Source organism: Flavobacterium sp. JAS (assembly GCF_020991455.1).
Lineage (GTDB): Bacteria > Bacteroidota > Bacteroidia > Flavobacteriales > Flavobacteriaceae > Flavobacterium.
Genome location: NZ_JAJMOX010000001.1, coordinates 368918 through 394321 on the forward strand (window position 1 = coordinate 368918; position 25404 = coordinate 394321).

The following is a 25404-nucleotide window of genomic DNA, read 5'->3' on the forward strand; positions in this document are numbered from 1 at the left end:
AGAATCTAAAATTTACTAGTATCTGTAGTATTCTGGTTTGAAAGGACCTTCAACTGGAACACCAATATAAGCAGCTTGATCGTCACGTAAAGTTTCCAATTCAACTCCTAATTTAGCTAAGTGCAAAGCAGCAACTTTTTCATCTAAATGTTTTGGTAACATGTAAACGTCATTGTTGTAAGCAGTACTGTTTTTCCATAATTCGATTTGTGCCAAAGTTTGGTTTGTAAATGAGTTACTCATTACAAAACTTGGGTGACCTGTAGCGCAACCAAGGTTTACTAAACGACCTTCAGCAAGAATGATGATGTCTTTTCCAGCGATAGTATATTTGTCAACCTGAGGTTTGATTTCGATTTTTGATGCACCGTGGTTTTTGTTCAACCAAGCCATATCAATTTCGTTATCAAAGTGTCCGATGTTACAAACAACAGTTTTGTCTTTCATTTGTTCGAAATGAGATCCAAGAACGATATCTTTATTTCCTGTAGTTGTAATGATGATATCAGCATTAGCAATTACAGTGTTTAATTTTTTAACTTCGTAACCGTCCATTGCAGCTTGTAAAGCACAAATTGGGTCAATTTCAGTAACTGTTACAATAGATCCAGCACCTCTGAAAGAAGCAGCAGTTCCTTTTCCAACATCACCGTATCCACAAACGATAACTCTTTTTCCAGCCAACATTAAGTCAGTTGCACGACGTACAGCATCTACAGCAGATTCTTTACAGCCGTATTTGTTATCAAATTTAGATTTAGTAACAGAATCGTTAATGTTGATTGCAGGCATTGGTAAAGTTCCGGCTTTTACTCTTTCGTAAAGTCTGTGAACTCCAGTTGTAGTTTCTTCAGATAATCCTTTGATTCCAGGAACCAATTCTGGGAAACGGTCAATAACCATGTTAGTTAAATCTCCACCATCATCTAAGATCATGTTCAATGGTTTTCTGTCTTCACCAAAGAATAAAGTTTGCTCAATACACCAGTCAAATGATTGCTCATCAAGACCTTTCCAAGCATAAACCTGAATTCCGGCAGCAGCAATAGCAGCAGCAGCCTGATCCTGAGTAGAGAAAATGTTACAAGAAGACCAGGTAACCTCTGCACCAAGAGCGATTAAAGTTTCGATCAAAACTGCAGTTTGGATAGTCATGTGTAAACATCCAGCAATACGAGCACCTGCAAGAGGTTGTTCGTCTTTATATTCAGCACGAAGCGCCATTAAACCTGGCATTTCAGCTTCAGCTAATTCAATTTCTTTTCTTCCCCAAGCCGCTAGAGAGATGTCTTTTACTTTGAAAGCCACAAAAGGCGTAGTTGTAGTACTCATTTATAGTATATTTGTATATTGTAAAATTTTTGCAAATTTACGGAATAGGTTTTTAATTTTGACTACTTTCTGTAAGATTTGTGAAATGTTTAATTTCTTAATTTATAGAGTATTAGTTCGATAGTGATTTTTAGGAGCTAATCCTGCTTTTGATGTAATCCTTTTTAATTCTATATAGTTTATAAATTATAAATTTTGTAATCCATTTGTTCGATACAGGTCTATTTATCGTTAAGAGTATTACGTAATTTTTGTGATTAAGACTTTGTAGTTGTATTTTTTTGATAAAAAGAAGTGATTCGGGTGTTTTGTGAATAAATTTTAAAGTATTTAATAATCATTATCTTGCACTGTGAATTAAAGTATTTATTTAACAATTTTTAAAAGAAAATGAAAACAAAGAAGGCATTAATAATTGGTCATCCCGGACATGAACTGAGAGCATATACCTATATAAAAAAATATAAGCCAGATGTATTTATTTTAACTGATGGCTCTGGCTCAAGTAACGCTTCAAGAATTCATCAATCAATAAAATTGCTAGACTCAATAGGTGCAAAATTTCAGGATTCTATAAAAGTATTTACAGATAAAGAATTATATAATATAGTTTTAGAACAAGATCTATCTGAAATCTCATTATATATGAATAGTCTGAAGGATATCATCATTGCAAATAATTATGGTGTAATTGTAGGTGATGCTTTAGAAGGATTTAATCCGACTCATGACATTTGCAGGTATCTGATCAATGGAATTGTTTCTGCAATATCTTCTGGTGATAGTTCAAAAGCAATTTTAAATTATGATTTTGTATTGGACTCTGCTCCAAATAACATTTCAATTGATAATAATGTAGGAGGATTGTCCTTGAAGCTTTCTGACGAAGAGTTTTATATGAAAATGGATGCGGCAATGAATTATCCGGAGTTAAAATATGAAGTTGAAATGGCTGTTGAGAAATATGGGAAAGAAGTCTTTTTGTGGGAATCCTTTGGAAAGGTGTCAGATCTTAATCAAATATCAAACTGGGGCTCTTCAAAACCGTACTACGAGGAATTTGGAGAAAAAAGAGTAAATGAGGGATCTTACTCTACTATAATTACATTTGAAAAACATATCAGACCTATTGCAGAAATGTGTCTTGGAATTAATACTTTAACATAAATGAATATTTTAATTACGAATATTCATATTTCTCAATATACCGGGACCGAAACATATGTAAAAGAATTGGCAATTGAACTAATAAACAGAGGACACTCAGTAGAAATTTTTACATTGAATATGGGGGAATTAGCGCAAGAGCTAATTAAAAAAGGAATTAACGTAACGACTAATTTAAAACAGTTAAAACTGATTCCGGAAATTATTCATGCTCATCACAATATTACTACACTTAAAGCATTAAATTTTTTTAAATCTACTCCTGTAGCTTATTTTATTCATGATCGAACTTCTGTATTTGATTATCCTTTTCGGCATAAAAATATTCTTAAATATATTGCTGTTGACTATAATTGTAAAGAGAGGTATTGTTTAGAAAATAATTTTAAATCTGAAGATGTTGAAATTGTTTATAATTGGGTTAATACAGATCGATTTCGATTGAAAGAACAAATTAATAAACAACCCAAAAAAGCATTGGTTTTTTCTAATTATTTGAATGAGAATAATATTTATCCTCAAATAAAAGAGGCTTGTAAAGAACTTGGAGTTGAAGTTGAAATAATAGGTTATTCTAGTGGTAATATTTGCTTGCAACCTGAAAAAATACTTCATAAATATGATTTGGTATTTGCAAAAGCAAAAGCAGCAATAGAAGCGATGGCAACCGGAGCAGCTGTAATTGTTTGTGATTTTAGAGGATTAGGAGGTATGGTAACCAGTTCTAATGTGAAACATTTTAGAGATTTTAATTTTGGAATGAAACTGATGACAAATATTCCAACAAAAAATAATCTGATTGCAGAGATTCATAAATATAATTCTGAGGATACTCTTAAAGTTTCTCAATATATCATTAAGGAGTCTAATTTTTTCTCTGTGGTTACTCAGCTGGAAAACTTATACGAAAAAGTGATAATTGATTTTAGAAATAAAATAAGAGGTAATTATTCCTCTTCAATTTTTACAGATTTATATATATATATAATTACAAAAAAAACTCTTGCACAAATTCGAATAAGACTACAATTTCCAAAGGTATACGCTTTTTTGAAATTTATTTTAAAACGTAAAAAAACTATTTTTTAAATATATTTTAGTTTGATAAAAATATAATAAAAAGTAATAATTGTTAAATAGTATGATTTTCAGTATCTTATTAGTTTGTTCCCTTACTTCAATAATTCATTTCGTAGCGATTGTTAGTTTATCAGCTAAAATTGTGGGGACCAGAACCGGACGAATCGCTTCTTCTGCTTCCATATTCAACGTTGTAATTGTTATTTCGCAATTTTCCAATACTATTCAAGCTCCTTTGTTAACAAAAACGATAGAAAACAGTATTAATCAGGGAAATTTGCCAAATAATTTAATGTTTAGAGGTATCATTTTATCTGCAACTATTGGATGTATTTTAGGAGGGTTATTTATACCAACAATTCATAGGTTTATGGAAAGAGGCGTAAATGCTTTATATAATAATCGTTCCATTTTTGTTATACTCATAAAATCGTTTCGCTTAGAGACAGTTATTCATTTTAAGAGGAGTTTTGCCTTACCTAAGAAAGATAATTTTTTCAGATTGAATAGATATAAAGACATATATATTGAGTTAGTACTACTGAATGTTCTTGTTTATGCATTTATAACAGTAAGTGTACTCTCGTGTTTATATGCTGGTTATTTAAATCCAAATTTGAGAACAACATCATTATCTATGAGTGGTGTTGCAGTTAGTTTAGGTGCAATAGGCATGATGTTGTTTATAGAGCCATACCATGCAACATTAACGGATAAAGTAATAGATGGCACCGTTACTGAATCATTTTTCAGGAGGCATCTTACCTTTGTTGTTATTGCTCGCATTTTTGGTACAATTCTGGGGCAATTTGTATTTATTCCTTTGGCCTGGATGATTGTAAAATTAGCTGAAATGCTATAAAATAAAATCCAAACTCTACTTTTGTAGGGTTGAGATGTCGATCCTATTAAAAATTTGGAACTATATTAAGATACGTCATATATATACCTTAAATTAGAGTTTTATTTTAAAATAGAATTCACAATTCAAAAAAGAAATGCCTTTATTTCAAACCATACAATTCAACGAAACTACCAAAATCTTAGTTTGGCAAATAACCGAATCTTTTGAGGAGTTATTGAGTAAAGTAGTTTTAAAAGAAAAAACGCAGCTTCGTCTAGACGGCATGAAGTCACAAATGCATCAGCGTGCTTTTTTGAGCGTTCGTATGTTGATACAGGAAATGGGTTTTACAGATCACGAATTGCATTATGACGAGTTTGGTAAACCTTATTTTGATTGTCATAATTATATTTCAATCACACATTCGCATGATTTTGCAGCCATAATAATCAGCGACGAAACAGTTGGAATAGATATGGAATTACAACGTGAAAAAATTCTTAGAATCGCCGATAAGTTTGTTGATACTGAAAACAGTTATTTATCCCGAAACTCCACAACTCAAAATGTCGCAGATTATATTAGAGAGCTTACTGTAATCTGGGGTGCAAAAGAAGCCATATTTAAAATTAGAAATGAAAAAGGAATCAGTTTTAAAGATCATATTAGCATCGACGCTTTTTCATTAGATAAAAATCAGACCGAAGCCAGTCTTCATTTTAATGATTTGGTAATTGAATTTAATGTGCATTATGAAGAAATAAAATCGAGTACTTCAGGACAGGATTTTACTTTGGTTTATGCTTTTGAGAAATAAATTTTTAATGAAATTCCAATAACAGAAATTCCAAATTCCAAACTCTGCGAGTTAGGGTAAAACACAATCTTGTCATTTCGAGCGAAGGGAGAAATCGCATAAAATGTGCTTAGCTTAAATTTTCTAAAGAAGCTTCCGCCATCTTTTGTCGATGTTCAAACATGCTTACAAACAAGAAAGTTCCCATTTTTCGAGCACGTCTTTTTAATGTTTCTACATTTTCGCCTTCAAAATGTTCATCCAAAGTCTGAGCCCAATAGTTAAGCCATATCCCGAATTCGTTCGAAGTGATTTTACCTTCAAAATGAGCATCAACTTCATTGTGCACTACATGCGGATTACCTTTGTATTTTTTAACGGCAAACAAATTAGTTTCCCAAAAATCAGTCAGTTTTTCCAGATGCGAATCCCAGTCTTTAATCATTGTATTAAAATAAAAGCCAATTTCTTCATCGGCTCTTATTTTAGCATAGAACTGATGTACTAAAAATTCGACATCAGTTCTATTTTCTATTTGCTTTTTCATAGTACAAAACTATTCAGAAATATAAGTAAAACGCTTAATAAAGCACTTAAAATAATAAGGTTAAAAACTACTTTATGTTTCATTTGCGCTAAAATTGAAGTATTGGCAAAAACACAAGCCAAAACAATAATTGCCAATTGAATCATTTGTCCAATAGAGGTTCCGTGAGAAAGAATATACATGGCAGCTGCGCCACCTAAACAGCTTTGACCAATTACAGCCATTGCAGCAGAACCCATATAATTTTTATTGAAATTTTCGAATGTTGTTTGATATAGTGTCATGATATTGAGATTTTATACTACAAAGGTACATGCACTATACAGCTCCATTTTATGACTTTAATCATAAAACAAGAACTATTTTATCTGTATACTTTCCTGTTTATAATCTTCAAAACACCTTTTTTCTCCAAAGCTTTTATGGTTCTAATCACTGTTTCGACGCGCAAGCCGGTTAAATCTCCAATTTGTTGTCTTGTAAAACTGATGAGGTAGCCGTTTTCGTCTTTTTTAAAATTAAAATAGGCAATTCCGTGATCGATTAATTTCAAAACCCGATGTTCAGGTTCCTGTGTAGACATTTCGGCCGCCATAACCGATTTGTAATACAAACGTTGGGCTAAATTTTCGATGATCTTGATACTAATTGCGGAGTTTTCTTCCAGCAATTTCATGAAACTGTTTTTAGAAAGCAAAATAACTTCTGAATCTTCAACCGCAATGGCGTTAGCAGGATATTTTTGATTTAAGAACAAAGGAGGTTCTCCAAAAGATTGTTCTTTATAAAAGATTCCCTGAATGAATTCTCGGGCATCATCATTATAATTACTCATTTTTACTTCACCAGAAACAACTTGATAATAATGTGTTGGCAGATTTCCCTCTTCAAAAATAATTTCGTTTTTAGCGAAAAATTTATTCAGACCACCATATTTTTCCAACAGATCAATTGCAATCATAGTTTTGTTTCTTGGTTATCAAAAGAGATTACACAAATATAATTATTCAAAATAGTTCTTCTACATTAAAAATCTTTTACTTTTACGCCGATTATGCAGCAAAAATTACGCAATATACACCAGCAGATTTTAGAGGCTAAAAGAGATGGACAAAAATTATTGGCTATACTTTTAGATCCGGATAAAATTGTCTGGGAAAATTTAGACCATTTATTACAGAAGATAAATCAATCTCCTGCGACACATATTTTTGTGGGAGGAAGTATTGTTGAATCAACGATCTTAGAAGATTTAATTGCACAATTAAAACAAAACACCAATTTGCCCGTTGTGATATTCCCGGGAAATCCGTCGCAGATTTCACCTCAGGCGGATGCTATTTTGTTCTTGTCTTTATTGTCTGGTCGCAATCCGGATTATTTAATAGAATACCAGGTTCAGGCGGCACCAATTCTTAAAAAAACGAATCTTGAAGTTATTTCTACAGGTTATATTTTAATCGAAAGTGGCAATGAAACTGCCGTTGCGAGAGTTAGTAAAACTAAACCGCTAAATAGAGAGAATTTTGATTTGGCGTTGGCAACTGCACAGGCAGGCGAAATGTTAGGAAATAAATTAATCTATTTAGAAGCTGGAAGCGGAGCAAAAAATGCCGTCCCACTGGAAATGATACAGTTAATTGCGCAAAATATTAAAATTCCCGTAATTGTTGGAGGAGGAATTGTAGATTTGCACGGAATTCAAAATGCATATAATGCCGGTGCTGATTTAGTAGTGATAGGAACTGCTTTTGAAAACGACAGTCATTTTTTTGAATCATAATAAAACAACCAAAATAAACCTCAAATGATTGATTTTTTTCTCGATAGTTACAAGAACGCACCATTATGGCATATTGCTTTAGAATTTTTGGTTTTTGTTTGCGGAATTTTGAGCGTATGGTTTGCTAAAAAAGAAAATATTTGGGTATATCCTACGGGTTTGATTGCCACAGTAATTTCAGTATATCTTTTGTATGTTGCTGGTTATATTGGAGATATGATTATCAATGGGTATTTCTCGATTATGAGTATTTATGGTTGGTATGTTTGGGGAAAAGGCGGAACAACAGAGGATAATTTACCAATTACCCGCACGAATTTTAATGAAAAAATAATCGGAGTTTTACTGTTCTTTGTTACTGTTTTTGTAGTTTTCGGAATTTATAAATACTTTGATTATGAAATCAAAAAAGACAATTATGTCGATATGATTTCGTCTGGAATATTTTTTGCAGGAATGTGGTACATGGCCAGGAAAAAAATCGAAAACTGGACACTTTGGATTATAGGTGATATTATTGTAGTGCCACTTTATGCTTATCGAGGCTTAGGGATGTTGTCACTTCAATATTTAATTTTTACAATTTTGGCTATTTCAGCTTATTTAGAATGGAGAAAGATCTTAGACAGCAACAAACAGCTATCATAAAAATTGCTTTATTTGGTCCTGAAAGTACAGGAAAAACCACATTGGCAAAACAACTTGCAGAATACTATGAAACCGAATGGGTTCCTGAATTTGCACGTGACTATTTACAAGAAAAATGGGAAGAGAATCAGCATATTTGTGTAGCCGATGATATGTTGCCTATTGCATACGGACAAGTTGCATTAGAAAATGAAAAGCTTACTACGGCAAACAAATATTTGTTTTGCGATACTAATTTAATGGTTACCAAGGTTTTTTCTGAAATGTATTATGGTTTCTCAGATCCATTATTGCACGAAGCGGCCTTAGAACATGAATACGATTTATTTTTCCTTACAGATATTGATGTTCCTTGGGAAAAGGACGATATTAGAGATACTCCTGATGGCAGAGAAACAGTGTTTTCGGTTTTTAAACAAACACTAATTGATGCCAAAAAACCTTTTATAACTCTTTCCGGAGATAAAGAATGTCGATTGGTAAAAGCTACGGCTATTATCAATGATTTGACTATGGCCAAAGAACGTGATTTCACTTCAGATGATTTTGTTCAGATTTATGAGCATGGGGTTCCGTTTCAAAATATAATCAAACAGTTTAAGATTTTAAAGAAAGGGATTTTAAAAAGTAGTTTGATAAGTCCGGCAACTATTGGTAACGGAATTGTAGAATTGTCAAATGAGGATTTTGAAGAAAAAGCAGCTTTTTTTGACAGCCAGAGAGAGCATTTAAAATTAAATAAATTTGTTCCGGCTTCTGGTGCGGCAACAAGAATGTTTAAGTTTTTGAAATCATTTTTGAATGAGTTTGAAGTCGAAAAAGAAACAATAAATGCTTATATCAACAGAAAAAAAGACAAAGAATTGCCGATTTTTATTGTTGCAATGGAGAAGTTTCCGTTTTTTGAAGCTATAGATAAAAAGCTAAAAGAAATCTATCCTGATTTTGAAACTTTAGATAGAAATTATAAAAACTATTATTTCATAAAATTATTAATGTCTTCGGACTATTTTAATTTTGCTAATAAGCCAAAAGCAGTTTTACCTTTTCATAAATACAAAACGCATATTGCAAATCCAATAGAGGAACATTTGAATGAGTGTGTGCATTATGCAACAGCAAATCAAGTTTCTCACTTGCATTTTACCGTTTCTGAAATACATCAAAATCTATTTGAAGAAGCTGTAGAATTGGTTAAGACTAAGGTCGAAGAACGTTCAGCGACTAAAATTGATATTAGTTATTCTTATCAAAATAAAGCAACTGATTCTATTACTATCGACGCAAAAAATAAAATTTTCAGAGATCAAAATGGAGCCTTGGTTTTTAGACCGGGAGGGCACGGAGCATTAATTGAAAATTTAGGTAATCTTGATTCAGATGTTATTTTTATAAAGAATATTGATAATGTGATTCAAAATCATATTGAAGAAACTACATTATACAAAAAAGCTCTTGCCGGAATTTTAGTTGAAAACCAAAAAAGAGTTTTCGATTACTTAAAAGCGATTGATAAGCAGGAAATAAAAGAAGATTCTGTAGACGAAATCGTTAAGTTTTTGACTAAAAAGCTAAATATAGAAATCACAGAAGACTTCGATAAGTTTACTTTTGAAAACAAAATTGATAAAATTAAAGAATTGCTGGACAGACCAATCCGTGTTTGCGGAATGGTTAAAAATGAAGGAGAACCTGGCGGAGGCCCATTTTGGGTAATGAACGATCATGGCGTAGTAAGTCTTCAAATTGTAGAGAGCTCTCAAGTTGATATAGAAAGTAAAAAGCAACAAAAAGTTTTATCGGAAGCTACACATTTCAATCCGGTAGATTTAGTTTGCGGGATTAGGAATTATAAAAACCAAAAGTTTGATTTACTACAATTTGTAGATCAAAATGCAGGTTTTATCGTTGAGAAAAATGTAGACGGAAAAACAGTAAAAAGCTACGAATTACCTGGATTGTGGAATGGTGCAATGGCAAACTGGCTTACTATTTTTGTAGCCGTGCCGTTAATTACTTTTAATCCGGTAAAAACAGTAAATGATTTACTAAAACCAGCACATCAGCCACAATAATGGATATAGATAAAATCATATCAGAGTTAAGTTTTAAGGCCGTTAGGAGTAGTGGCGCCGGCGGACAAAACGTGAATAAAGTTTCGTCAAAGGTAGTTTTGACTTTTGACCTAAACCCTTCTCAGGCTTTATCTGAAGAAGAAAAACTACTTTTGCACACTAATATTGCGTCACGATTAACAACTGAAAACATTCTGATTTTAAATTGTGACGAAGACAGAAGTCAAATTAAAAATAAAGAAATTGTTGTAAAACGATTCCTTGAAATCATTAAAAAAGGATTGTTTGTCCCTAAAATTCGTAAAGCGACTAAGATTCCAAAATCTGTAATTAAAAAACGAATCAAAGACAAAAAGAATATTTCTGAGAGAAAACAATCTCGTAGAAAACCTAACTTAGAATAAAATTCCAATTTATAAATTCCAAATTCCAAAAAGTAGACTTCGTGTAGTTTTCAGTTGGGATTTGGAATTTTTAGTTTTTGGAATTTAATCTCAATCTATGATTTTTGGAATTTGGAGTTTGATTTTTGGAATTTTTAACTTTACATTTGCACTGTCTCAAAGGGGTGCTCTAAATAACGAGCTGAGATCATACCCAAAGAACCTGAGCGAGTAATGTTGCTAAGGGAAAAAACGACAAATTTCTAGCGTGCACACTATATTTTGTCGTGAAACATTTATTAATTTAACAAAAAGAATAATTCCCCCTTTTATTCGTAATTTTTTTACGGATGAAAACTATTTTTAAAGGTGCTGAGGTGCTGAGGTACAAAGGTACAAAGGTGAAAAACTACAAAACGTTTTCCTTAATTCTATTCTCTTTCTTCTATTCTCTTTCTTCTATTTCACAGGAGCAGGATTCTACTAAAGTTAACAAACTTGACGATGTATTAGTATCTGCAATTCGTGTTACGGCAAAAACGCCGGTAAGTTTTAGTAATCTGGACAAAAAAGATATTAAATATAGAAATCTAGGCCAGGATATTCCAATTTTAATGAATTACTTGCCATCAGTTGTAACCACTTCTGATGCAGGAAACGGAATGGGATATACTGGGATAAGAGTTCGTGGTAGTGATGCAACGAGAGTTAACATTACCATAAATGGAATTCCATATAATGATGCCGAGAGTCAAGGAACTTTTTGGGTAAATATGCCAGATTTTGCTTCTTCGGTAGAGAGTTTACAATTGCAGCGTGGTGTAGGAACTTCTACAAACGGTGCCGCTGCTTTTGGAGCCAGTTTAAACATGCTTACAGATAATTATGCATCTAAGGCAAATGGTGAAGTTTCGGCTTCTTACGGAAGCTTTAATTCTCAAAAACAAACCGTAAAATTTAGTACAGGTTTATTAAATAACCATTTTGAATTGGCAGGACGTTTGTCCAGAATTAAATCTGACGGTTATGTTGACAGAGCAAGTTCTGATTTAAAATCTTATTTTCTGCAAGGGACTTATGTGGGAAAAACAACTTTGATTAAAGCTTTGGTTTTTGGAGGTACAGAAAAAACATACCAATCCTGGAACGGAATCGATGCTGAAACTCTAAATTCAAACAGAACTTTTAATTCAGCCGGAATGTACACAGATGAATCCGGAAAGATTCGTTTCTATGATAATGAAACAGACAATTACAATCAAAATCATTATCAATTGCATTGGAGCGAGTCATTCTCTGACAAATGGAGTACAAATTTAGCTTTGCATTATACAAAGGGTAAAGGTTACTATGATAATTACAAAGAAGATGCAGAGATGTCTGAGTATGGTTTGCAACCTGTTGGTGCGGTAACCACAACTGATTTGGTACGCCAGAAATGGTTGGATAATGATTTCTACGGAACTACTTTTTCAGTAAAGTATAAAGAAGAAAAACTGGATGTTATTTTTGGCGGAGGCTGGAATAAATATGAAGGAGATCATTTTGGAAAAGTAATCTGGGCACGATACGCTTCTCAATCTGAGCCGGGAGATCATTATTATGATGATTTTTCAACTAAAACCGATGGGAATATTTTCGCGAAAGCAAACTATCAATTTACAGAAAAACTGAGTTTCTATGGAGATTTACAATATCGAAATGTAAAATATAAAGCTAATAGTGCCGAAACGGGTGTGGTTGATGATAACTTCAATTTCTTTAATCCAAAAGCGGGTTTAAACTACGAAATCAATCAAAAAAGCACTTTATACTTTTCTTATGCAAGAGCGAATCGTGAACCAAACAGAACAGATTACGAAGGTGGAAATGTAAAACCGGAAAAATTAAATGATTTTGAATTGGGCTGGAGATTCAACTCAGAGAAATTTCAATTGACTTCAAACGTTTATTATATGGGATACAGAGATCAATTGATTTTGACAGGAAGACTTGACGATGTTGGTGCGCCAATTCGTGCTAATAGCGAAAAAAGTTACCGTTTAGGATTTGAGGTAGATGCAACAATTAAACTTTCAGAGAAATTTATTCTTCGTCCAAACTTTACTTTAAGCAGTAACAAAAATATTGATTTAGCAGTTGAAGGTCAGAATTACGGTACAACTAATATTGCGTATTCTCCGTCGGTTATTGCTGGAAACATTATAGTTTATAGCCCGATTCAGAATTTACATCTTTCATTATTGCAAAAATATGTTGGGGAGCAATACCTTAATAATATAGAATCGTCTAACGCAAAACTGGCTGACTATTTTGTAAACGACTTGAATGTTTCTTATGAAATTAAACCTAAATCAATCTTCAAATCAATTATGATTACCGGTTTAGTAAATAATATTCTGGATAAAAAGTATGTTTCAAACGGATACATGTATGATGTTTATCCATACTACTATCCTCAGGCAGGAATTAACTTCCTTGCCGGACTGACTTTGAAATTCTAAAGGATTTCCATAAAATACAAAAGCCTGAAAATTTAAAACTTTCAGGCTTTTTTTATTTTAGTTGTAAACGTGAATTACGCTTCCTATAACTTCAACGCGATATTGTTTCAAAGGATATTCTTTGCCGCCAAGTCCGGTAAATAAACTGTAAGAAGATTTATCGCAAGAACAAACGGCGTTAATACCATCAATTGTCATAGCAGTACATGCATTTATGGGCTGATTTGGACAAGCTGCATCAAATGCGTTATAGCCGCTTCCGGCATTAAAAATAATTACACCTTTTGCTCCATAACTAGGAACGATAACGCCATTGCTCGCAAATTTAAGATTTGAATAAGCAGGCAGATTCATATCTATCGATAGATTAATGGAATAATTAGGGATATTAGGATTTTTATTGCTTTTGTTATTATCACTACACGAGAAGAGCACAGAAACAAATACGATTATGAGCCAGATTTTTTTCATTATTTTAATAAGAATTAGTGAAACAAAAATAAATTATTTAGGTTTGAAATTTATATGATTAACATATAATTATGTACTATTAAAAATAATAGTATATTTGTAATACAAAATCCCGTCCCGATGGGATTTTTTGTATTTATATAAACGATGAAGTTATGAGTAAAGTATCTTATTATACCGCAGAAGGATTAAAAAAGTTGAAAGATGAGTTGGAGCATTTAAAAAGTGTAATGCGTCCGAAGGCATCTCAAGATATAGCAGAAGCAAGAGACAAAGGTGATTTATCTGAAAACGCCGAATATGATGCAGCAAAAGAAGCACAAGGTTTGTTAGAAATGAGAATTAATAAACTGGAAGAAGTGTATTCTAATGCGAGATTAATTGATGAATCACAATTAGATGTTTCAAAAGCGTTGGTGCTTTCTAATGTAAAAATTAAGAACCAAAGCAACGGAATGGAAATGAAATATACGCTTGTTGCAGAAAGTGAAGCTGATTTGAAAACTGGAAAAATCTCAGTAACTTCTCCTATTGGAAAAGGTTTACTTGGAAAATCAGTTGGTGAAGTTGCAGAAATCACAGTGCCAAACGGAGTTTTGAAATTCGAAATTCTTGAAATTACCCGCGATTAAGTCTAATTTTCTAACAATCTAAGAAGTCTAATAATCTAAAAAAAAATGAGCATATTTACCAAAATAGTAAACGGAGAAATTCCTTCTTATAAAATTGCTGAAGACGATAATTATTTGGCTTTTTTAGATGTAAATCCAAATGCTAAAGGACACACACTTTGTATTCCAAAACAAGAAATCAATAAGATTTTTGATATGGAAGATGAATTGTATTTAGGGTTAATGAAGTTTTCTAAGAAAATTGCAATTGCTTTAGAGAAAACAGTTCCTTGCAAAAGAGTAGGAATGGCAGTTGTTGGATTAGAAGTCCCTCATGCGCACGTTCATTTGATTCCGTTAAACGAAATGGATGAAATGCGTTTTCATAATAAAGTATCACTTTCTAAGGAAGAATTTGAAGCTTTGGCCAAAAGTATTCAGGCAAATTTGTAAAATAAAATAAAGTCATATTTATTAAAGAAAATCACAATCAAAAATTGTGATTTTTTCTTTTTAAGCAATATCTAAAAAAATGAAAAAGTATATAATTTTAATTACGCTATTATATTCAATAATGGGTGTAGGGCAAGTTAAAAACAAGTATGAATTGATAGATAAACAAATTATGAACATTCCTGTCAATTTGAATAATTCAACAGAAGATATTGCGAATTATATAAAATCTACCTTTAAAAATGAGGACGATAAAATACGAGCTGTTTATTATTGGACAGTTTCAAATATTACATATGATATTGAAAATATGTTTGCAGTAAACTTCAATGAAAGTGCTCATGATAAGATAGAAAAAACACTTAAATCACGAAAAGGTGTTTGTGTTAATTATGCTGAAGTTTTCAATGAAATTGCAAATAAAGTTGGAATTCGATCATTTGTTATTGAAGGATTCACTAAGCAGAATGGTTTTACAGATTATATTTCTCACGCATGGTGTTGTGCAAAAATAGATGGAAAATGGTGTGTTTTCGATCCAACTTGGGGTTCAGGTATTGTAACTGGAGGAAAGTTTGTAAAAAAAATAAATAATTATTATTTTAAGACGGATCCGTCCAAAATAATAACATCTCATATGCCTTTTGATTATATGTGGCAATTTCTTAATTACCCTATTACAAATCAAGAATTCTACAATGGTAATTTTGTCGTTAATAAATCGAAACCATATTTTGATTTTGATGCTGAAATTGAAAAATATATTTCACTATCATATATTGATCAACTAACAAGTTCAGCAGATAGAATTGAAAAAAATGGAGTCAAGAATGCTATGATATTCGATAGGTTATTCTATAAAAGAAATGAAGCGGAAATTCTAAGATTTAATGAAATTGTAAGCTTATATAATGATGGAATTAATGAACTAAATGCATTTATAACATTTCGAAATAATCAATTTAAACCAAATGTTTCAGATGAAGAATTGAAAAAACTGATTGATTCACCTAAAACGAAACTTACAAAAAGTAAAGAATTATTAGAGAATCTTAGTAAGATTTCAAAAACAAATCAGTCAAATATTGCTTCTCTAGCAACAGGTGTAAATCAAACATTGAATCAGGTAGAAGAACAATTTTTATTTGTTGAGAAATATTTAGGAAAATCAAAAATGGGTAGGAAAACAATGTTTACAAAAGTAAGTTTCTTTGGAGTGCCTGTAAATTAAACTTTTTTATTTAGAGAAATCTGAAACGTAGTTCCTTTTCCAATTTCAGAATGCAAAACTTTTATTTTTCCACGATGGTATTCTTCAACAATTCTTTTAGTTAAAGAAAGTCCCAGTCCCCAACCTCGTTTTTTGGTTGTAAAACCAGGTTCGAAAATGGTTTTAAATTGCTTTTTAGCAATTCCGGTTCCTGAATCTTTTACATTTATTTTTACATGATGTGTATCTTGTTCAATTTGAAGATCCAATGTTCCTTTACCTTTCATGGCATCAATTGCATTTTTTACCAAATTTTCGATAGTCCAACTGTGTAAAGTTGGGTTTATCATAGCAAAAATTGGTTCTTCGGGAGCGTGATAAGAAAAAGCGACCTGCTTAGAAAAACGAGATTGCAAATACTCGTAAGTATTCATGGTTTCAATAACGATATCATGCTTTTCTAAAACAGGAACAGATCCAATTTTAGAAAAACGATCCGTAATAGTTTGCAATCGCTCAATATCTTTTTCTATTTCTGATGTTATCGATGGATCAATCTCTTCTGTTCTTAAGATCTCAACCCAACCTATTAAAGAAGATAATGGTGTCCCAATTTGATGCGCGGTTTCCTTTGCCATTCCTGCCCAAAGTTTGTTTTGAGTAGCCATTTTGGTACTTCTGTAGAAGTTGTAAATCAAAGCACCAAACAAAAAGATAATCAACAATAAAGCAATTGGATAATATTTAAGTTTGTTCAATAATGCCGAATTTCCATAATAGACTTGTTGAACTCTACCGGGGGCAAATTCAATAATAATAGGCTCGTTTTCGCTTTTTAAATTTTTTAAATACGACATTGATTTAGCTTCGTCAGCCAGAACTTCTTCGGGAACATTTTTAGCACTAATAACTTTATCATACATCGTGAGCATTACCGGTACCGATGTATTATTGTTAAGAATGTCCAGCGGAAGATCTAAGTCAGTATTTTCATCTGCATTAACTAATGTTTTTTGAGCATTAGCCCAAAGATTCATTTTAAGACGTTCCTCGTTTTTGAAAATTTGAAAAAAAGTATACGTATTCCAAAGAATCAAAGAAATGATTAGAAAGGAAATAGAAACAATGATCCAGCGGGTTGTATTTCTTCTTTCGGAAAAAGACATAAATTATTTTTTGAGGTATAAATATAACGAAATAAACACATTTAATATTTTATGAGCGCCTAAAGATTTTTTTTGTTTTTAAGCTCAAAAGTATTTCTTTGGCAGAAACGATTTCTCTACTTTTGTACTTTCCGAAACGAGATTCGGTTAAACAGAAAAAGTATGATTAGTATCGATCCAAAAGAGATACCAACAGCTAAATTGCATGGTTATTTGCAAAGTGCTGTCGGGCCAAGACCAATTGCATTTGCAAGTACAATTAGTGCAAAAGGGATTCCAAATTTATCACCTTTCAGTTTCTTTAATGTATTTAGTGCAAATCCGCCAATTTTGGTTTTTTCGCCGGCACGAAGAGTGCGAGACAATACTGTAAAACACACTTTAATTAATGTTGAAGCAACGCGTGAAGTAGTAATAAATGTTGTAAATTATGATTTGGTACAACAAACTTCATTAGCAAGTACAGAATATGCCGAAGGAATAAATGAATTTATAAAAGCTGGATTAACACAAATTCCGTCAGATTTAGTAAAACCATATCGTGTAAAAGAATCTCCGGTGCAGTTTGAATGCAAAGTTACGCAGATAATTCCGTTAGGAACTGAAGGCGGAGCGGGAAATTTGATACTATGTGAAGTTGTAAAAATGCATATTCATGAAGCTATTTTAGATGAAAACGGAGCAATCGATCAGCATAAAATTGACTTGGTTTCAAGATTGGGAAGTAATTGGTATTCAAGATCAAATCAAGGGCTTTTTGAAGTGCCAAAACCATTGACAACTCTAGGAGTTGGTGTAGATGCAATTCCTAATTATATCAAAGAAAGCCCCGTATTTGACGGAAATGATCTTGGAAAATTAGGGAACATAGAAGCCTTGCCTACAACGGAAGAAGTTAGTATATTTGTGAAAGAAAATTTTTCTGTAAAAGGAGTTTTAAGCTCAGACGATCAGGAAAAAATACATTTAGAAGCCAAAAAATACCTGAATAAAGATGATATTTTATCGGCGTGGAAAGTACTTTTAGCTAAGAAATAAGAAAAGAAACAATAATTAATATAGAAGAAGATGGAAGTTACAGGAAAAGTAAAAGTGGTTAACCCAGAGCAACAAGTTAGTGCTGCATTCAAAAAAAGAGAGTTGGTTGTTACCACAGATGAGCAGTATCCACAGCATATTTTGATCGAATTTACACAAGATAAATGCGATTTATTAAGTAGCTACAAACAAGGAGAGGCAGTAAAAGTTTCTATCAATTTAAGAGGAAGAGAATGGGTTAATCCACAAGGAGAAACCAGATATTTCAATAGTATTCAAGGTTGGAGAATCGAAAGATTAGCACCAGAAGGTCCTGCACAAACGCCACCAATGCCTGCTGCAGAAGCTTTTGCTCCGGCAACTAATTTAAACGAAGACGAACCGGACGATTTACCTTTCTAAGAGTTTAAATTCCAAAAAATAAATTCCAAATTCCAATTCATACAAATATGTAATTGGGGTTTGGATTTTTTTGTATTATGATTTAGCGATTGTGCAGATCTTTGTCAAAGTTCAAAACTTTGACAAAGATTCTTTGATCAACCATTTGGAATTTGGAATTTCAGTATTGGAATTTCATTGTATAATTGGGATTTGGAATTAAAAAATTGATTATTTACAAAGATGTATTACGTACTTGAAGAACTATTTTTTCCTCCCGTTACAGAAGCCGATGAAGAAGGAATTCTGGCAGTTGGTGGTGATTTAAATCCGGAACGGTTGAAACTGGCTTACAAAAGCGGAATCTTTCCTTGGTTTAATGAAGGAGAACCTATTCTTTGGTGGGCACCAGATCCGAGAATGGTTTTGTTTTTGGATGAGTTGATTGTGTCCAAAAGTATGAGAAACATATTAAACAGAAATCAGTTTAAAGTGACGTTAAATAAAAGCTTTAAAGAAGTGATTTTGAATTGCCAACAAATCAAGCGTGACGGTCAAAACGGGACATGGATTTCCAACGAAATGATCGATGCTTACTGTAAATTGAATGAACAGGGAATGGCAAAATCTATTGAGGTTTGGCAAGATGAGGTTTTAGTTGGAGGTTTATATGGTATTGATTTAGGACATGTTTTTTGCGGAGAAAGTATGTTTTCGAAGGTGTCAAATGCCTCAAAAGTGGCTTTTATCGCTTTGGTCAATTATTTAGAAAAAGAAAATTACAAGCTTTTGGATTGTCAGGTTTACAATCCGCATTTAGAGAGCTTGGGCTGTCGCGAAATTGATCGCGAAGAATTTATGTTTATTTTAGAAAACAAGTAGTAATGGGCACAATTTATACTGTAAAAGAGATTTATATATATCCGATAAAAAGTTTAGCCGGAATTAATTGTCAGAGCGCTTTCGCAGAAGAAATGGGATTCGAGAATGATCGCAGATGGATGTTGGTCGATGCTGAAAATCTGTTTATAACGCAAAGAGAATATCCAATACTAAGTCAGTTTTATCCGCAAATTTCAGATGGAAAAATTAGTATTACTTTTCAGGATCAAAAACATGAATTTTCTACAGCTGAACATTTAGAAAATCCAATAGAAGTGAATGTTTGGGACGATAAAAGCGAAGTTGTTGAGGTAAATTCTGCTACTTCAAAATGGTTTAGCGACCGTTTAGGTTTTGAATGTAAATTGATGAAAATCATTAAAAGTGGAGATCGTAAACACGAGAGTTCAAGATTAAAAGAAACCTTTAATGTGAGTCTTGCTGACGGATATCCATATTTAATGATTGGAACAAAAAGTTTGGATTTTTTAAATGAAAAACTAGATGACAAAATCACCGTTTTGAGATTTCGCCCTAATATTGTGATAAGCAGTGAAGTTCCTCATGAAGAAGATGATTTCGATACTTTTAAGATTGGAGAAGTTGATTTTAAAAACGTAAAACCCTGCGGGAGATGTATTATGGTAAATAATGATCCGCAGAAAGGTATCGTAAAAAAAGAACCTTTAAAAACTTTAAGCAAATATAGGAATTTTAATAATTCTGTTTTATTCGGAACTAATATTGTGAGTTTAAATAGTGGAATTATTAAGGTTGGCGATGGGCTTGTATTCTAGAAATTCAGTTTTGTAAAGTTCCAGTCTAAAGTATTAAAGAGAACTAATTCGTTTTTTAAAGTAGGTAATTCTAAAATTAACTTTAGAGTTTCATGTGCCATCATTGTCCCAATAATTCCCGGTAAAGTTCCTAAAACGCCATTCAAATTACAATTCGGGACATCTTTAGGATCTGGCATTTCTGGAAATAAATCACGTAAATTTTTACTTCCGTTATGATTAAAAACAGCAATTTGTCCTTCAAATTTTAGAATACTTCCGTAAACTAAAGGTTTTTGTAAAGCAACACAGGTATCATTGACCAAATAACGTGTCGCAAAATTGTCAGATCCATCGACAATAATGTCGTATTGGTGAATAATTTGACTTGCGTTTTCGGCTGTCAATTTCTCATTTATGGCCTCAACTTCAATTAACGGATTTAGTTTTGAAACAAGTGCTTTTGCTACAAGTGCTTTGCTTTGATTAATTTCATTTTCGGTATATAAAATTTGTCTGTGCAGGTTGTGAATCTCAATCGTGTCGAAATCCATTATACCAATAAAACCAACACCAGCCGTGGCAATATATTGTAAAATAGGACATCCTAAACCTCCGGCGCCAATCACTAAAACTCTTGCTTTTTTGAGTTTTTCCTGACCTTCATCACCAATTTCCGGTAATATAGTTTGTCTGTTGTAGCGTAAAAATTCTTGTATAATACTCATTTAATTTAAGTCTTAAAGTTTGAAAGTCGAAGGTCTTAAAGTCTATATTGAAAGTCAGAATTGAAATAAAAGCATCTTACCTTTCAATTTTAAGACTTTCGACTTTATGACTGTATATTTTGTCCCAATCTTTCCAAACGGGTTCGTAACCGGAATTGGTTATTATTTGTGCTATTTCTTCTGCAGAACGTTCGTCGCTAATTTCAAATTGTTCCAATGATTGCGGATCAACAACATAACCACCCGGATTTGTTTTTGAACCTGCGCTCATACTTGTAACACCAATTGGAATAATATTATTTCTGAATTTTTCATTTTCACGTGTCGAAATTGAAATTTCCAAATCTTCATTCCACAAACGATATGCACAAATAAGCTGTGTTAAATCCTTATCATCCATAATAAAATTCGGCTCAATAATTCCTTCTGCAGGGCGTAATCTCGGGAACGAAACGGAATATTTAGTCTGCCAATATTTCTTTTGAAGATAATCCAGATGCAAAGCATTAAAAAAGCTATCCGTTCGCCAATCTTCCAAACCTAATAAAACACCTAAACCAATTTTATGAATTCCTGCGGTTCCAATTCGGTCAGGAGTTTCCAGCCTGTAATCGAAGTTTGATTTTTTGCCTTTTGTATGGTATTTTTTATAGACTTCCTGATGATACGTTTCCTGATATACTAAAACCGAATAAACTCCGGCATCGTGCAAACGCTCATAATCTTCGGTAGAAAGTGGTTGAACTTCAACAGAAATAATAGAAAATTGTTCTCGGATTAAAGCAATTGCATTCAGGAAATAATTAATATTTACCGTATAATTTGCTTCACCTGTTACCAATAAAACATGATCGAAACCTGTATTTTTCAAAGCTTCGACTTCAAGTTTAATTTCAGCATCAGAAAGTGTTTTTCGTTTGATTTTATTATCTAAACTAAAACCACAATAGGTGCAAATGTTTTGGCATTCATTACTTAAATAGAGCGGTGCATACATTTGGATTGTTTTCCCGAAACGTTTTTTGGTAATTTCATGGCATTGCTGCGCCATTTGCTCTAAGTAGTTTTGGGCAGCAGGAGAAATCAAAACTAAAAAATCATCGAGATTGCGTTTGGTTTTAGCCAAAGCACGTTCGACTTCTTTAGAAGTAGTCTGGTATATTTTCGATTGAATGGTATCCCAATCGTAGTTTTCAAATACGGATTTGAATGTTTTCATTGTATTGTGTTTTTTTATTTCACGCAGATTAGATTTTGTTTGCGACTCGATGTATGTTATCTAGAATATTTGTGCAATTAAAATTGACTAATAACCCTAGTTTTTTATTTGTTAGTTTTAAATAAGTATTTAATTGTTTAAAGTGAATGGATTTCAATTCATCAACAGATTTTAATTCAACAATTACTTTGTCTTCAACCAATAAATCTAATCTAAAAGTGATGTCTAATTCTATATTATCATATTTAACAGGTAAATTAATTTGTTTGATGGTATTTAATCCATCCTTATTTAATTGATAATGCAAAGCACTTTCGTAAATTGATTCTAATAATCCAGGACCTAAAGTGTTGTATACTGTAAAAATAGCGCCTCTTACTTTATATGAAATTTCATTTTCTGACATAATATTGATTTGTAATTTTAAATCAAATTTAATGAAATTTCTTACATTTGTATAAAATGTTTTTCTCGCAGATTTGGCAGATTGAGCAGATTTTTTTTGACTTGCTTATTTATATATTTTAATTAAAATGATTCTGCTCAATCTGCCAAATCTGCGAGAGATTAAAAACATTAGTCATATAAAAAAGATGTCAAGGGACTAGAAGCAATAGCATAATTGTGTTGATTTGCGACTTTAGCCTCAAAAGCTTTTCTACCAGCGATTACAGCTTCTCTAAATGCCTCGGCCATTAATTTTGGGTTTCCGGCAACGGCAATTGCAGTATTAACCAAAACAGCATCAGCACCAATTTCCATTGCTTTTGCAGCGTCGGAAGGAGCACCAATTCCGGCGTCTACAATTACGGGAACAGTACTTTGTTCAATTATAATCTCTAAGAAATCGATGGTTTTTAAACCTTTATTGCTGCCAATTGGAGAACCTAAAGGCATAACGGCTGTTGTTCCTGCGCTTTCTAAATGTTTGCACAAAACGGGATCGGCATGAATATAAGGCAAGACAAAAAAACCAAGTTTGGCCAATTCTTCTGTTGCTTTTAATGTTTCGATTGGATCTGGCATCAAGTACTTTGGATCGGGATGAATCTCTAATTTTATCCAATTTGTTTCTAATGCTTCACGTGCTAATTGAGCTGCAAAAACAGCTTCTTTTGCATTTCTGGCACCCGAAGTATTGGGTAATAAATTGATGTTTGGATGTTTTAAATGCGATAAAATAGCATCAGTTTCTGTTTCGAGATCGATACGTTTTAAGGCGACAGTAACTAATTCACTTTCTGAAGCCAGAATTGCTTCTTCCATTTCCAGGTTTGAACCAAATTTTCCCGTTCCTAAAAACAAACGAGATTTAAAGGTTTTATCACCAATGTTAAACAATGACGTTTGCATATAATTTTTCGTTGAGTTGTTGAATTAATTTTTCTTTCTGATCGCTTTTAGTAATCATTGCGGAAACGGCGATTCCGTGAATTCCGGTTTCCATTAATTGATTTATATCTTCTAAAGTGATTCCACCAATAGCATAAACAGGGATTTTGAGATTGTTTTGTCTCATTTTTTCGAAGATTTCAAAGTATCCTGATAACCCTAAAATTGGACTTAGTTTTTCTTTGGTTTTGGTGAATTGAAACGGACCAAGACCAATATAATCACAGCCATTTTTAAAGTGATTTTCAATGTCTTCAAAGGTATTGGCTGTTCCGCCAATGATTTTTGTGTTTCCCAGAATTGCTCTTGCTTCCGCAATATTCATGTCGGTTAAACCCAAATGCACGCCATCGGCAGCAATTTGTTGTGCCAGATAAAGATTATCGTTCACAATGAAATTGGCGAGATATTCTTCGCATAAAAACTTTACAGCTTCAGCCAATGCAAAAGTATCTTTGGCAGTTTGATTTTTGAAACGCATTTGCACCCAATCACATCCGGCGTCCAGAGCCTGATGAATATTATACAATTGTGCTTCGATTGTTTTTCCTTGTGAGATGTATTGTAGTTTATTGTACATAGTGATATCCAATTAAAGTTGATGTTGAACTCAGGTAATTTTCTATGTAGGTTTTAGCATTTTTACTAGCCTCTTTTGGAGTTTGATTCAATGCTAGATTTGCGGCGATTGCAGATGATAAAACACAGCCTGAACCGTGTTTTTCATAGCATTTTTTTTCTGTGGGCGATAAATCTATAATTTCATTTGCAAGGAATAGTCTATCAGTACCGATTTCATCTGAATTATGTCCTCCTTTTAATAAAATATTAGTTGGGATTTCATTTAATAACCAAAGTTTATCAGAAATAAAGCCTGGAAATAAAACCTCAATTTCATTATAATTGGGTGTAATCAAATCTATTTTTGATAGAATTCTATTTAAGTCTAAACGATCTTCGATAGTTGTGAATTCAAATTCGCTGGTTGATTTTAATACCGGATCCCAAACAATTTGGGTAGTTGGAGATAATAATTTAATCGTCGAAAGAATTCGGTTTAAGTAATGTAAAGAAGGAACAATCCCGATTTTAACGCTTTTGATTTTATAGTTTTCAAATAACGTTTCAATAGAGCGAATTACAAAACTCAAACTCGTCCATTCAATATCATAGAACTTATTTTCAGTTTGAATAGTGTTGGCTGTTGAAACTGCAAAGCCCACAACCTGATGCTGTTCAAATGTTTTGATGTCTGCCAAAACACCAGCTCCGCCAGTTGGATCAAAACCGGCTATACTGAGAACGAAAGGGCGATTTTCTGACATAATTTGAATTGTTTTATTGGATTTTCATTGTTCCAGATACTTCCTAAAAGAGCTATATCGTCAAAGCCGTTTTCAAGAGTTTTTTGAATGTTCTCGGAATTAATTCCACCTAAAGCGACCACTTTTGTGTTGTTATTTGTTCTTGATTTTAAGGCTTCAAAAAGGTTTTCTTTCGGATAATAATCTTCCTTAGAAATACTTGTAAAAACGGGACTCAGAAAGGCATAATTAAATTCAGTTGATAATGAATTGAAATCTTCAATTGAATGTGTTGATGTTGAATACCTACAAGGTTTTGAAAACCTTGCAGGAGACTCATGAGAATTTTTTCTTGCCTTTTCAGAGAAATGAATTCTGTTAATACCAAAATCTTCTGCCAATTGATGATGACTATGTAAAACCAAATTAGTTCTAAATTCCATTTTTATCTCATGAATAAATTGAGTCATTTCAATCTCAGAAAAATCAGGTTTTCGAATATGAAGTAAAGACAATCCTTCCTCAAACAAAGAATGTATAATGTTGATTTCATTTTCAACAGCAAAAGGATTTGTAATTACGATCATAATCTTTTCTCTTTATTCTTTCTTCTA

The 25404-nt window shown here is 32.5% G+C and carries 29 protein-coding genes; 16 read left to right on the top strand and 13 right to left on the bottom strand.

The window, feature by feature from the left end; all coding sequences use genetic code 11:
• Positions 1-15: 15 nt before the first annotated feature.
• A complete protein-coding gene (gene ahcY, locus LPB88_RS01515; RefSeq protein ID WP_230712047.1) occupies positions 16-1332 on the bottom strand; it encodes an adenosylhomocysteinase in 1317 nt (438 codons plus the stop codon).
• 390 nt (positions 1333-1722) lie between these two features.
• Between ahcY and LPB88_RS01520 the strand changes: the two genes are divergently transcribed.
• The 4 genes from LPB88_RS01520 to LPB88_RS01535 all read left to right on the top strand — a co-directional run bounded on the left by LPB88_RS01520 (position 1723) and on the right by LPB88_RS01535 (position 5240).
• Positions 1723-2499, top strand: coding sequence for a hypothetical protein (locus tag LPB88_RS01520; protein ID WP_230712048.1), 777 nt, complete (start codon positions 1723-1725; stop codon positions 2497-2499).
• Positions 2500-3588: a glycosyltransferase gene (locus tag LPB88_RS01525; RefSeq protein ID WP_230712049.1), complete on the top strand. Its 1089-nt coding sequence runs from the start codon at positions 2500-2502 to the stop codon at positions 3586-3588.
• A 52-nt stretch (positions 3589-3640) separates the two neighbouring features.
• Positions 3641-4441, top strand: coding sequence for a lipid II flippase family protein (locus tag LPB88_RS01530; protein WP_230712050.1), 801 nt, complete (start codon positions 3641-3643; stop codon positions 4439-4441).
• A 136-nt stretch (positions 4442-4577) separates the two neighbouring features.
• Entirely contained in the window at positions 4578-5240 is a 663-nt protein-coding gene (locus tag LPB88_RS01535) for a 4'-phosphopantetheinyl transferase superfamily protein (RefSeq protein ID WP_230712051.1), read from the top strand.
• A 109-nt stretch (positions 5241-5349) separates the two neighbouring features.
• Here the strand turns inward: LPB88_RS01535 and LPB88_RS01540 are convergent, their stop codons facing one another.
• The 3 genes from LPB88_RS01540 to LPB88_RS01550 all read right to left on the bottom strand — a co-directional run bounded on the left by LPB88_RS01540 (position 5350) and on the right by LPB88_RS01550 (position 6727).
• Complete coding sequence (locus LPB88_RS01540) at positions 5350-5766, bottom strand: group III truncated hemoglobin (RefSeq protein ID WP_230712052.1); 417 nt, start codon at positions 5764-5766, stop codon at positions 5350-5352.
• The gene (locus LPB88_RS01545) at positions 5763-6050 is read right to left on the bottom strand and encodes a hypothetical protein (protein WP_133523218.1); all 288 of its coding nucleotides are present in this window, start codon (positions 6048-6050) and stop codon (positions 5763-5765) included. Before LPB88_RS01545 ends, LPB88_RS01540 begins: the two co-directional genes overlap by 4 nt.
• An 80-nt stretch (positions 6051-6130) precedes the next feature.
• Entirely contained in the window at positions 6131-6727 is a 597-nt protein-coding gene (locus LPB88_RS01550; protein WP_230712053.1) for a Crp/Fnr family transcriptional regulator, read from the bottom strand.
• A gap of 93 nt (positions 6728-6820) precedes the next feature.
• Here LPB88_RS01550 and LPB88_RS01555 point away from each other — a divergent pair, with 93 nt between their 5' ends.
• From LPB88_RS01555 to LPB88_RS01575, 5 genes are all read left to right on the top strand, one after another.
• Complete coding sequence (locus LPB88_RS01555) at positions 6821-7549, top strand: geranylgeranylglyceryl/heptaprenylglyceryl phosphate synthase (protein ID WP_230712054.1); 729 nt, start codon at positions 6821-6823, stop codon at positions 7547-7549.
• Positions 7550-7573: 24 nt separating this feature from the next.
• Positions 7574-8197, top strand: coding sequence for a nicotinamide riboside transporter PnuC (gene pnuC / locus LPB88_RS01560; protein WP_230712055.1), 624 nt, complete (start codon positions 7574-7576; stop codon positions 8195-8197).
• Complete coding sequence (locus tag LPB88_RS01565) at positions 8158-10272, top strand: DUF4301 family protein (RefSeq protein ID WP_230712056.1); 2115 nt, start codon at positions 8158-8160, stop codon at positions 10270-10272. The genes pnuC and LPB88_RS01565 overlap by 40 nt, the downstream gene beginning before the upstream one ends.
• Positions 10272-10676 (top strand): alternative ribosome rescue aminoacyl-tRNA hydrolase ArfB, encoded by a 405-nt coding sequence (gene arfB, locus LPB88_RS01570; protein ID WP_230712057.1) that lies wholly within the window; start codon positions 10272-10274, stop codon positions 10674-10676. The genes LPB88_RS01565 and arfB overlap by 1 nt, the downstream gene beginning before the upstream one ends.
• Before the next feature lie 329 nt (positions 10677-11005).
• The gene (locus LPB88_RS01575; RefSeq protein ID WP_230712058.1) at positions 11006-13159 is read left to right on the top strand and encodes a TonB-dependent receptor; all 2154 of its coding nucleotides are present in this window, start codon (positions 11006-11008) and stop codon (positions 13157-13159) included.
• Between the two features lie 57 nt (positions 13160-13216).
• On the opposite strand, the gene LPB88_RS01580 is transcribed toward LPB88_RS01575, so the two are convergent.
• Positions 13217-13630 carry a hypothetical protein gene (locus LPB88_RS01580; RefSeq protein ID WP_230712059.1) on the bottom strand — a complete coding sequence of 138 codons (414 nt, stop codon included), beginning with the start codon at positions 13628-13630 and terminating at the stop codon, positions 13217-13219.
• 155 nt (positions 13631-13785) lie between these two features.
• On the opposite strand from LPB88_RS01580, the gene greA reads away from it, so the two are divergent.
• The 3 genes from greA to LPB88_RS01595 all read left to right on the top strand — a co-directional run bounded on the left by greA (position 13786) and on the right by LPB88_RS01595 (position 15925).
• Entirely contained in the window at positions 13786-14262 is a 477-nt protein-coding gene (greA, locus tag LPB88_RS01585; RefSeq protein ID WP_089353083.1) for a transcription elongation factor GreA, read from the top strand.
• Between the two features lie 45 nt (positions 14263-14307).
• Positions 14308-14694, top strand: coding sequence for an HIT family protein (locus LPB88_RS01590; protein ID WP_230712060.1), 387 nt, complete (start codon positions 14308-14310; stop codon positions 14692-14694).
• Positions 14695-14773: 79 nt separating this feature from the next.
• Positions 14774-15925 carry a transglutaminase domain-containing protein gene (locus tag LPB88_RS01595; RefSeq protein ID WP_230712061.1) on the top strand — a complete coding sequence of 384 codons (1152 nt, stop codon included), beginning with the start codon at positions 14774-14776 and terminating at the stop codon, positions 15923-15925.
• On the opposite strand, the gene LPB88_RS01600 is transcribed toward LPB88_RS01595, so the two are convergent.
• Positions 15922-17070 (bottom strand): PAS domain-containing sensor histidine kinase, encoded by a 1149-nt coding sequence (locus tag LPB88_RS01600; protein ID WP_230712062.1) that lies wholly within the window; start codon positions 17068-17070, stop codon positions 15922-15924. The two genes, LPB88_RS01595 and LPB88_RS01600, sit on opposite strands and share 4 nt — an antisense overlap.
• A 162-nt stretch (positions 17071-17232) precedes the next feature.
• Between LPB88_RS01600 and LPB88_RS01605 the strand changes: the two genes are divergently transcribed.
• The 4 genes from LPB88_RS01605 to LPB88_RS01620 all read left to right on the top strand — a co-directional run bounded on the left by LPB88_RS01605 (position 17233) and on the right by LPB88_RS01620 (position 20168).
• Positions 17233-18108, top strand: a complete 876-nt coding sequence (locus LPB88_RS01605) for a flavin reductase family protein (RefSeq protein ID WP_230712063.1) — start codon at positions 17233-17235, stop codon at positions 18106-18108.
• A gap of 30 nt (positions 18109-18138) precedes the next feature.
• Positions 18139-18510 carry a DUF3127 domain-containing protein gene (locus LPB88_RS01610; RefSeq protein ID WP_160375588.1) on the top strand — a complete coding sequence of 124 codons (372 nt, stop codon included), beginning with the start codon at positions 18139-18141 and terminating at the stop codon, positions 18508-18510.
• Between the two features lie 222 nt (positions 18511-18732).
• Positions 18733-19371: a leucyl/phenylalanyl-tRNA--protein transferase gene (gene aat, locus LPB88_RS01615; protein ID WP_230712064.1), complete on the top strand. Its 639-nt coding sequence runs from the start codon at positions 18733-18735 to the stop codon at positions 19369-19371.
• Between the two features lie 2 nt (positions 19372-19373).
• Positions 19374-20168: an MOSC domain-containing protein gene (locus tag LPB88_RS01620; RefSeq protein WP_230712065.1), complete on the top strand. Its 795-nt coding sequence runs from the start codon at positions 19374-19376 to the stop codon at positions 20166-20168.
• On the opposite strand, the gene LPB88_RS01625 is transcribed toward LPB88_RS01620, so the two are convergent.
• The 7 genes from LPB88_RS01625 to LPB88_RS01655 form a co-directional block, all read right to left on the bottom strand.
• Positions 20165-20875, bottom strand: a complete 711-nt coding sequence (locus tag LPB88_RS01625; protein ID WP_230712066.1) for a HesA/MoeB/ThiF family protein — start codon at positions 20873-20875, stop codon at positions 20165-20167. The genes LPB88_RS01620 and LPB88_RS01625 overlap by 4 nt on opposite strands.
• Before the next feature lie 76 nt (positions 20876-20951).
• Complete coding sequence (gene thiH / locus LPB88_RS01630; protein ID WP_230712067.1) at positions 20952-22094, bottom strand: 2-iminoacetate synthase ThiH; 1143 nt, start codon at positions 22092-22094, stop codon at positions 20952-20954.
• Between the two features lie 28 nt (positions 22095-22122).
• The gene (locus LPB88_RS01635; protein ID WP_110837542.1) at positions 22123-22500 is read right to left on the bottom strand and encodes a GxxExxY protein; all 378 of its coding nucleotides are present in this window, start codon (positions 22498-22500) and stop codon (positions 22123-22125) included.
• Positions 22501-22670: 170 nt separating this feature from the next.
• A complete protein-coding gene (locus LPB88_RS01640; RefSeq protein ID WP_305070309.1) occupies positions 22671-23447 on the bottom strand; it encodes a thiazole synthase in 777 nt (258 codons plus the stop codon).
• Positions 23428-24066, bottom strand: coding sequence for a thiamine phosphate synthase (locus tag LPB88_RS01645; RefSeq protein ID WP_230712068.1), 639 nt, complete (start codon positions 24064-24066; stop codon positions 23428-23430). Before LPB88_RS01645 ends, LPB88_RS01640 begins: the two co-directional genes overlap by 20 nt.
• Positions 24056-24811, bottom strand: coding sequence for a hydroxymethylpyrimidine/phosphomethylpyrimidine kinase (locus tag LPB88_RS01650; protein WP_230712069.1), 756 nt, complete (start codon positions 24809-24811; stop codon positions 24056-24058). The genes LPB88_RS01645 and LPB88_RS01650 overlap by 11 nt, the downstream gene beginning before the upstream one ends.
• Positions 24778-25377, bottom strand: coding sequence for a thiamine phosphate synthase (locus tag LPB88_RS01655; protein ID WP_230712070.1), 600 nt, complete (start codon positions 25375-25377; stop codon positions 24778-24780). Before LPB88_RS01655 ends, LPB88_RS01650 begins: the two co-directional genes overlap by 34 nt.
• Positions 25378-25404: the final 27 nt, after the last annotated feature.

Excerpts from the sequence above, each read along its gene's own strand:
- LPB88_RS01645 (WP_230712068.1), bottom strand. The coding sequence starts at position 24,066 with ATGTACAATAAACTACAATACATCTCACAAGGAAAAACAATCGAAGCA.
- ahcY (WP_230712047.1), bottom strand. The coding sequence starts at position 1,332 with ATGAGTACTACAACTACGCCTTTTGTGGCTTTCAAAGTAAAAGACATC.
- LPB88_RS01525 (WP_230712049.1), top strand. The coding sequence starts at position 2,500 with ATGAATATTTTAATTACGAATATTCATATTTCTCAATATACCGGGACC.
- LPB88_RS01600 (WP_230712062.1), bottom strand. The coding sequence starts at position 17,070 with ATGTCTTTTTCCGAAAGAAGAAATACAACCCGCTGGATCATTGTTTCT.
- LPB88_RS01625 (WP_230712066.1), bottom strand. The coding sequence starts at position 20,875 with ATGAGTATTATACAAGAATTTTTACGCTACAACAGACAAACTATATTA.
- LPB88_RS01540 (WP_230712052.1), bottom strand. The coding sequence starts at position 5,766 with ATGAAAAAGCAAATAGAAAATAGAACTGATGTCGAATTTTTAGTACAT.
- aat (WP_230712064.1), top strand. The coding sequence starts at position 18,733 with ATGTATTACGTACTTGAAGAACTATTTTTTCCTCCCGTTACAGAAGCC.
- thiH (WP_230712067.1), bottom strand. The coding sequence starts at position 22,094 with ATGAAAACATTCAAATCCGTATTTGAAAACTACGATTGGGATACCATT.
- LPB88_RS01640 (WP_305070309.1), bottom strand. The coding sequence starts at position 23,447 with ATGCAAACGTCATTGTTTAACATTGGTGATAAAACCTTTAAATCTCGT.
- LPB88_RS01550 (WP_230712053.1), bottom strand. The coding sequence starts at position 6,727 with ATGATTGCAATTGATCTGTTGGAAAAATATGGTGGTCTGAATAAATTT.
- LPB88_RS01575 (WP_230712058.1), top strand. The coding sequence starts at position 11,006 with ATGAAAACTATTTTTAAAGGTGCTGAGGTGCTGAGGTACAAAGGTACA.
- LPB88_RS01655 (WP_230712070.1), bottom strand. The coding sequence starts at position 25,377 with ATGATCGTAATTACAAATCCTTTTGCTGTTGAAAATGAAATCAACATT.
- LPB88_RS01635 (WP_110837542.1), bottom strand. The coding sequence starts at position 22,500 with ATGTCAGAAAATGAAATTTCATATAAAGTAAGAGGCGCTATTTTTACA.
- LPB88_RS01590 (WP_230712060.1), top strand. The coding sequence starts at position 14,308 with ATGAGCATATTTACCAAAATAGTAAACGGAGAAATTCCTTCTTATAAA.
- LPB88_RS01650 (WP_230712069.1), bottom strand. The coding sequence starts at position 24,811 with ATGTCAGAAAATCGCCCTTTCGTTCTCAGTATAGCCGGTTTTGATCCA.
- LPB88_RS01530 (WP_230712050.1), top strand. The coding sequence starts at position 3,641 with ATGATTTTCAGTATCTTATTAGTTTGTTCCCTTACTTCAATAATTCAT.
- LPB88_RS01595 (WP_230712061.1), top strand. The coding sequence starts at position 14,774 with ATGAAAAAGTATATAATTTTAATTACGCTATTATATTCAATAATGGGT.
- LPB88_RS01565 (WP_230712056.1), top strand. The coding sequence starts at position 8,158 with ATGGAGAAAGATCTTAGACAGCAACAAACAGCTATCATAAAAATTGCT.
- pnuC (WP_230712055.1), top strand. The coding sequence starts at position 7,574 with ATGATTGATTTTTTTCTCGATAGTTACAAGAACGCACCATTATGGCAT.
- LPB88_RS01605 (WP_230712063.1), top strand. The coding sequence starts at position 17,233 with ATGATTAGTATCGATCCAAAAGAGATACCAACAGCTAAATTGCATGGT.
- LPB88_RS01520 (WP_230712048.1), top strand. The coding sequence starts at position 1,723 with ATGAAAACAAAGAAGGCATTAATAATTGGTCATCCCGGACATGAACTG.
- LPB88_RS01620 (WP_230712065.1), top strand. The coding sequence starts at position 19,374 with ATGGGCACAATTTATACTGTAAAAGAGATTTATATATATCCGATAAAA.
- LPB88_RS01535 (WP_230712051.1), top strand. The coding sequence starts at position 4,578 with ATGCCTTTATTTCAAACCATACAATTCAACGAAACTACCAAAATCTTA.
- LPB88_RS01545 (WP_133523218.1), bottom strand. The coding sequence starts at position 6,050 with ATGACACTATATCAAACAACATTCGAAAATTTCAATAAAAATTATATG.
- greA (WP_089353083.1), top strand. The coding sequence starts at position 13,786 with ATGAGTAAAGTATCTTATTATACCGCAGAAGGATTAAAAAAGTTGAAA.
- LPB88_RS01555 (WP_230712054.1), top strand. The coding sequence starts at position 6,821 with ATGCAGCAAAAATTACGCAATATACACCAGCAGATTTTAGAGGCTAAA.
- LPB88_RS01580 (WP_230712059.1), bottom strand. The coding sequence starts at position 13,630 with ATGAAAAAAATCTGGCTCATAATCGTATTTGTTTCTGTGCTCTTCTCG.
- LPB88_RS01610 (WP_160375588.1), top strand. The coding sequence starts at position 18,139 with ATGGAAGTTACAGGAAAAGTAAAAGTGGTTAACCCAGAGCAACAAGTT.
- arfB (WP_230712057.1), top strand. The coding sequence starts at position 10,272 with ATGGATATAGATAAAATCATATCAGAGTTAAGTTTTAAGGCCGTTAGG.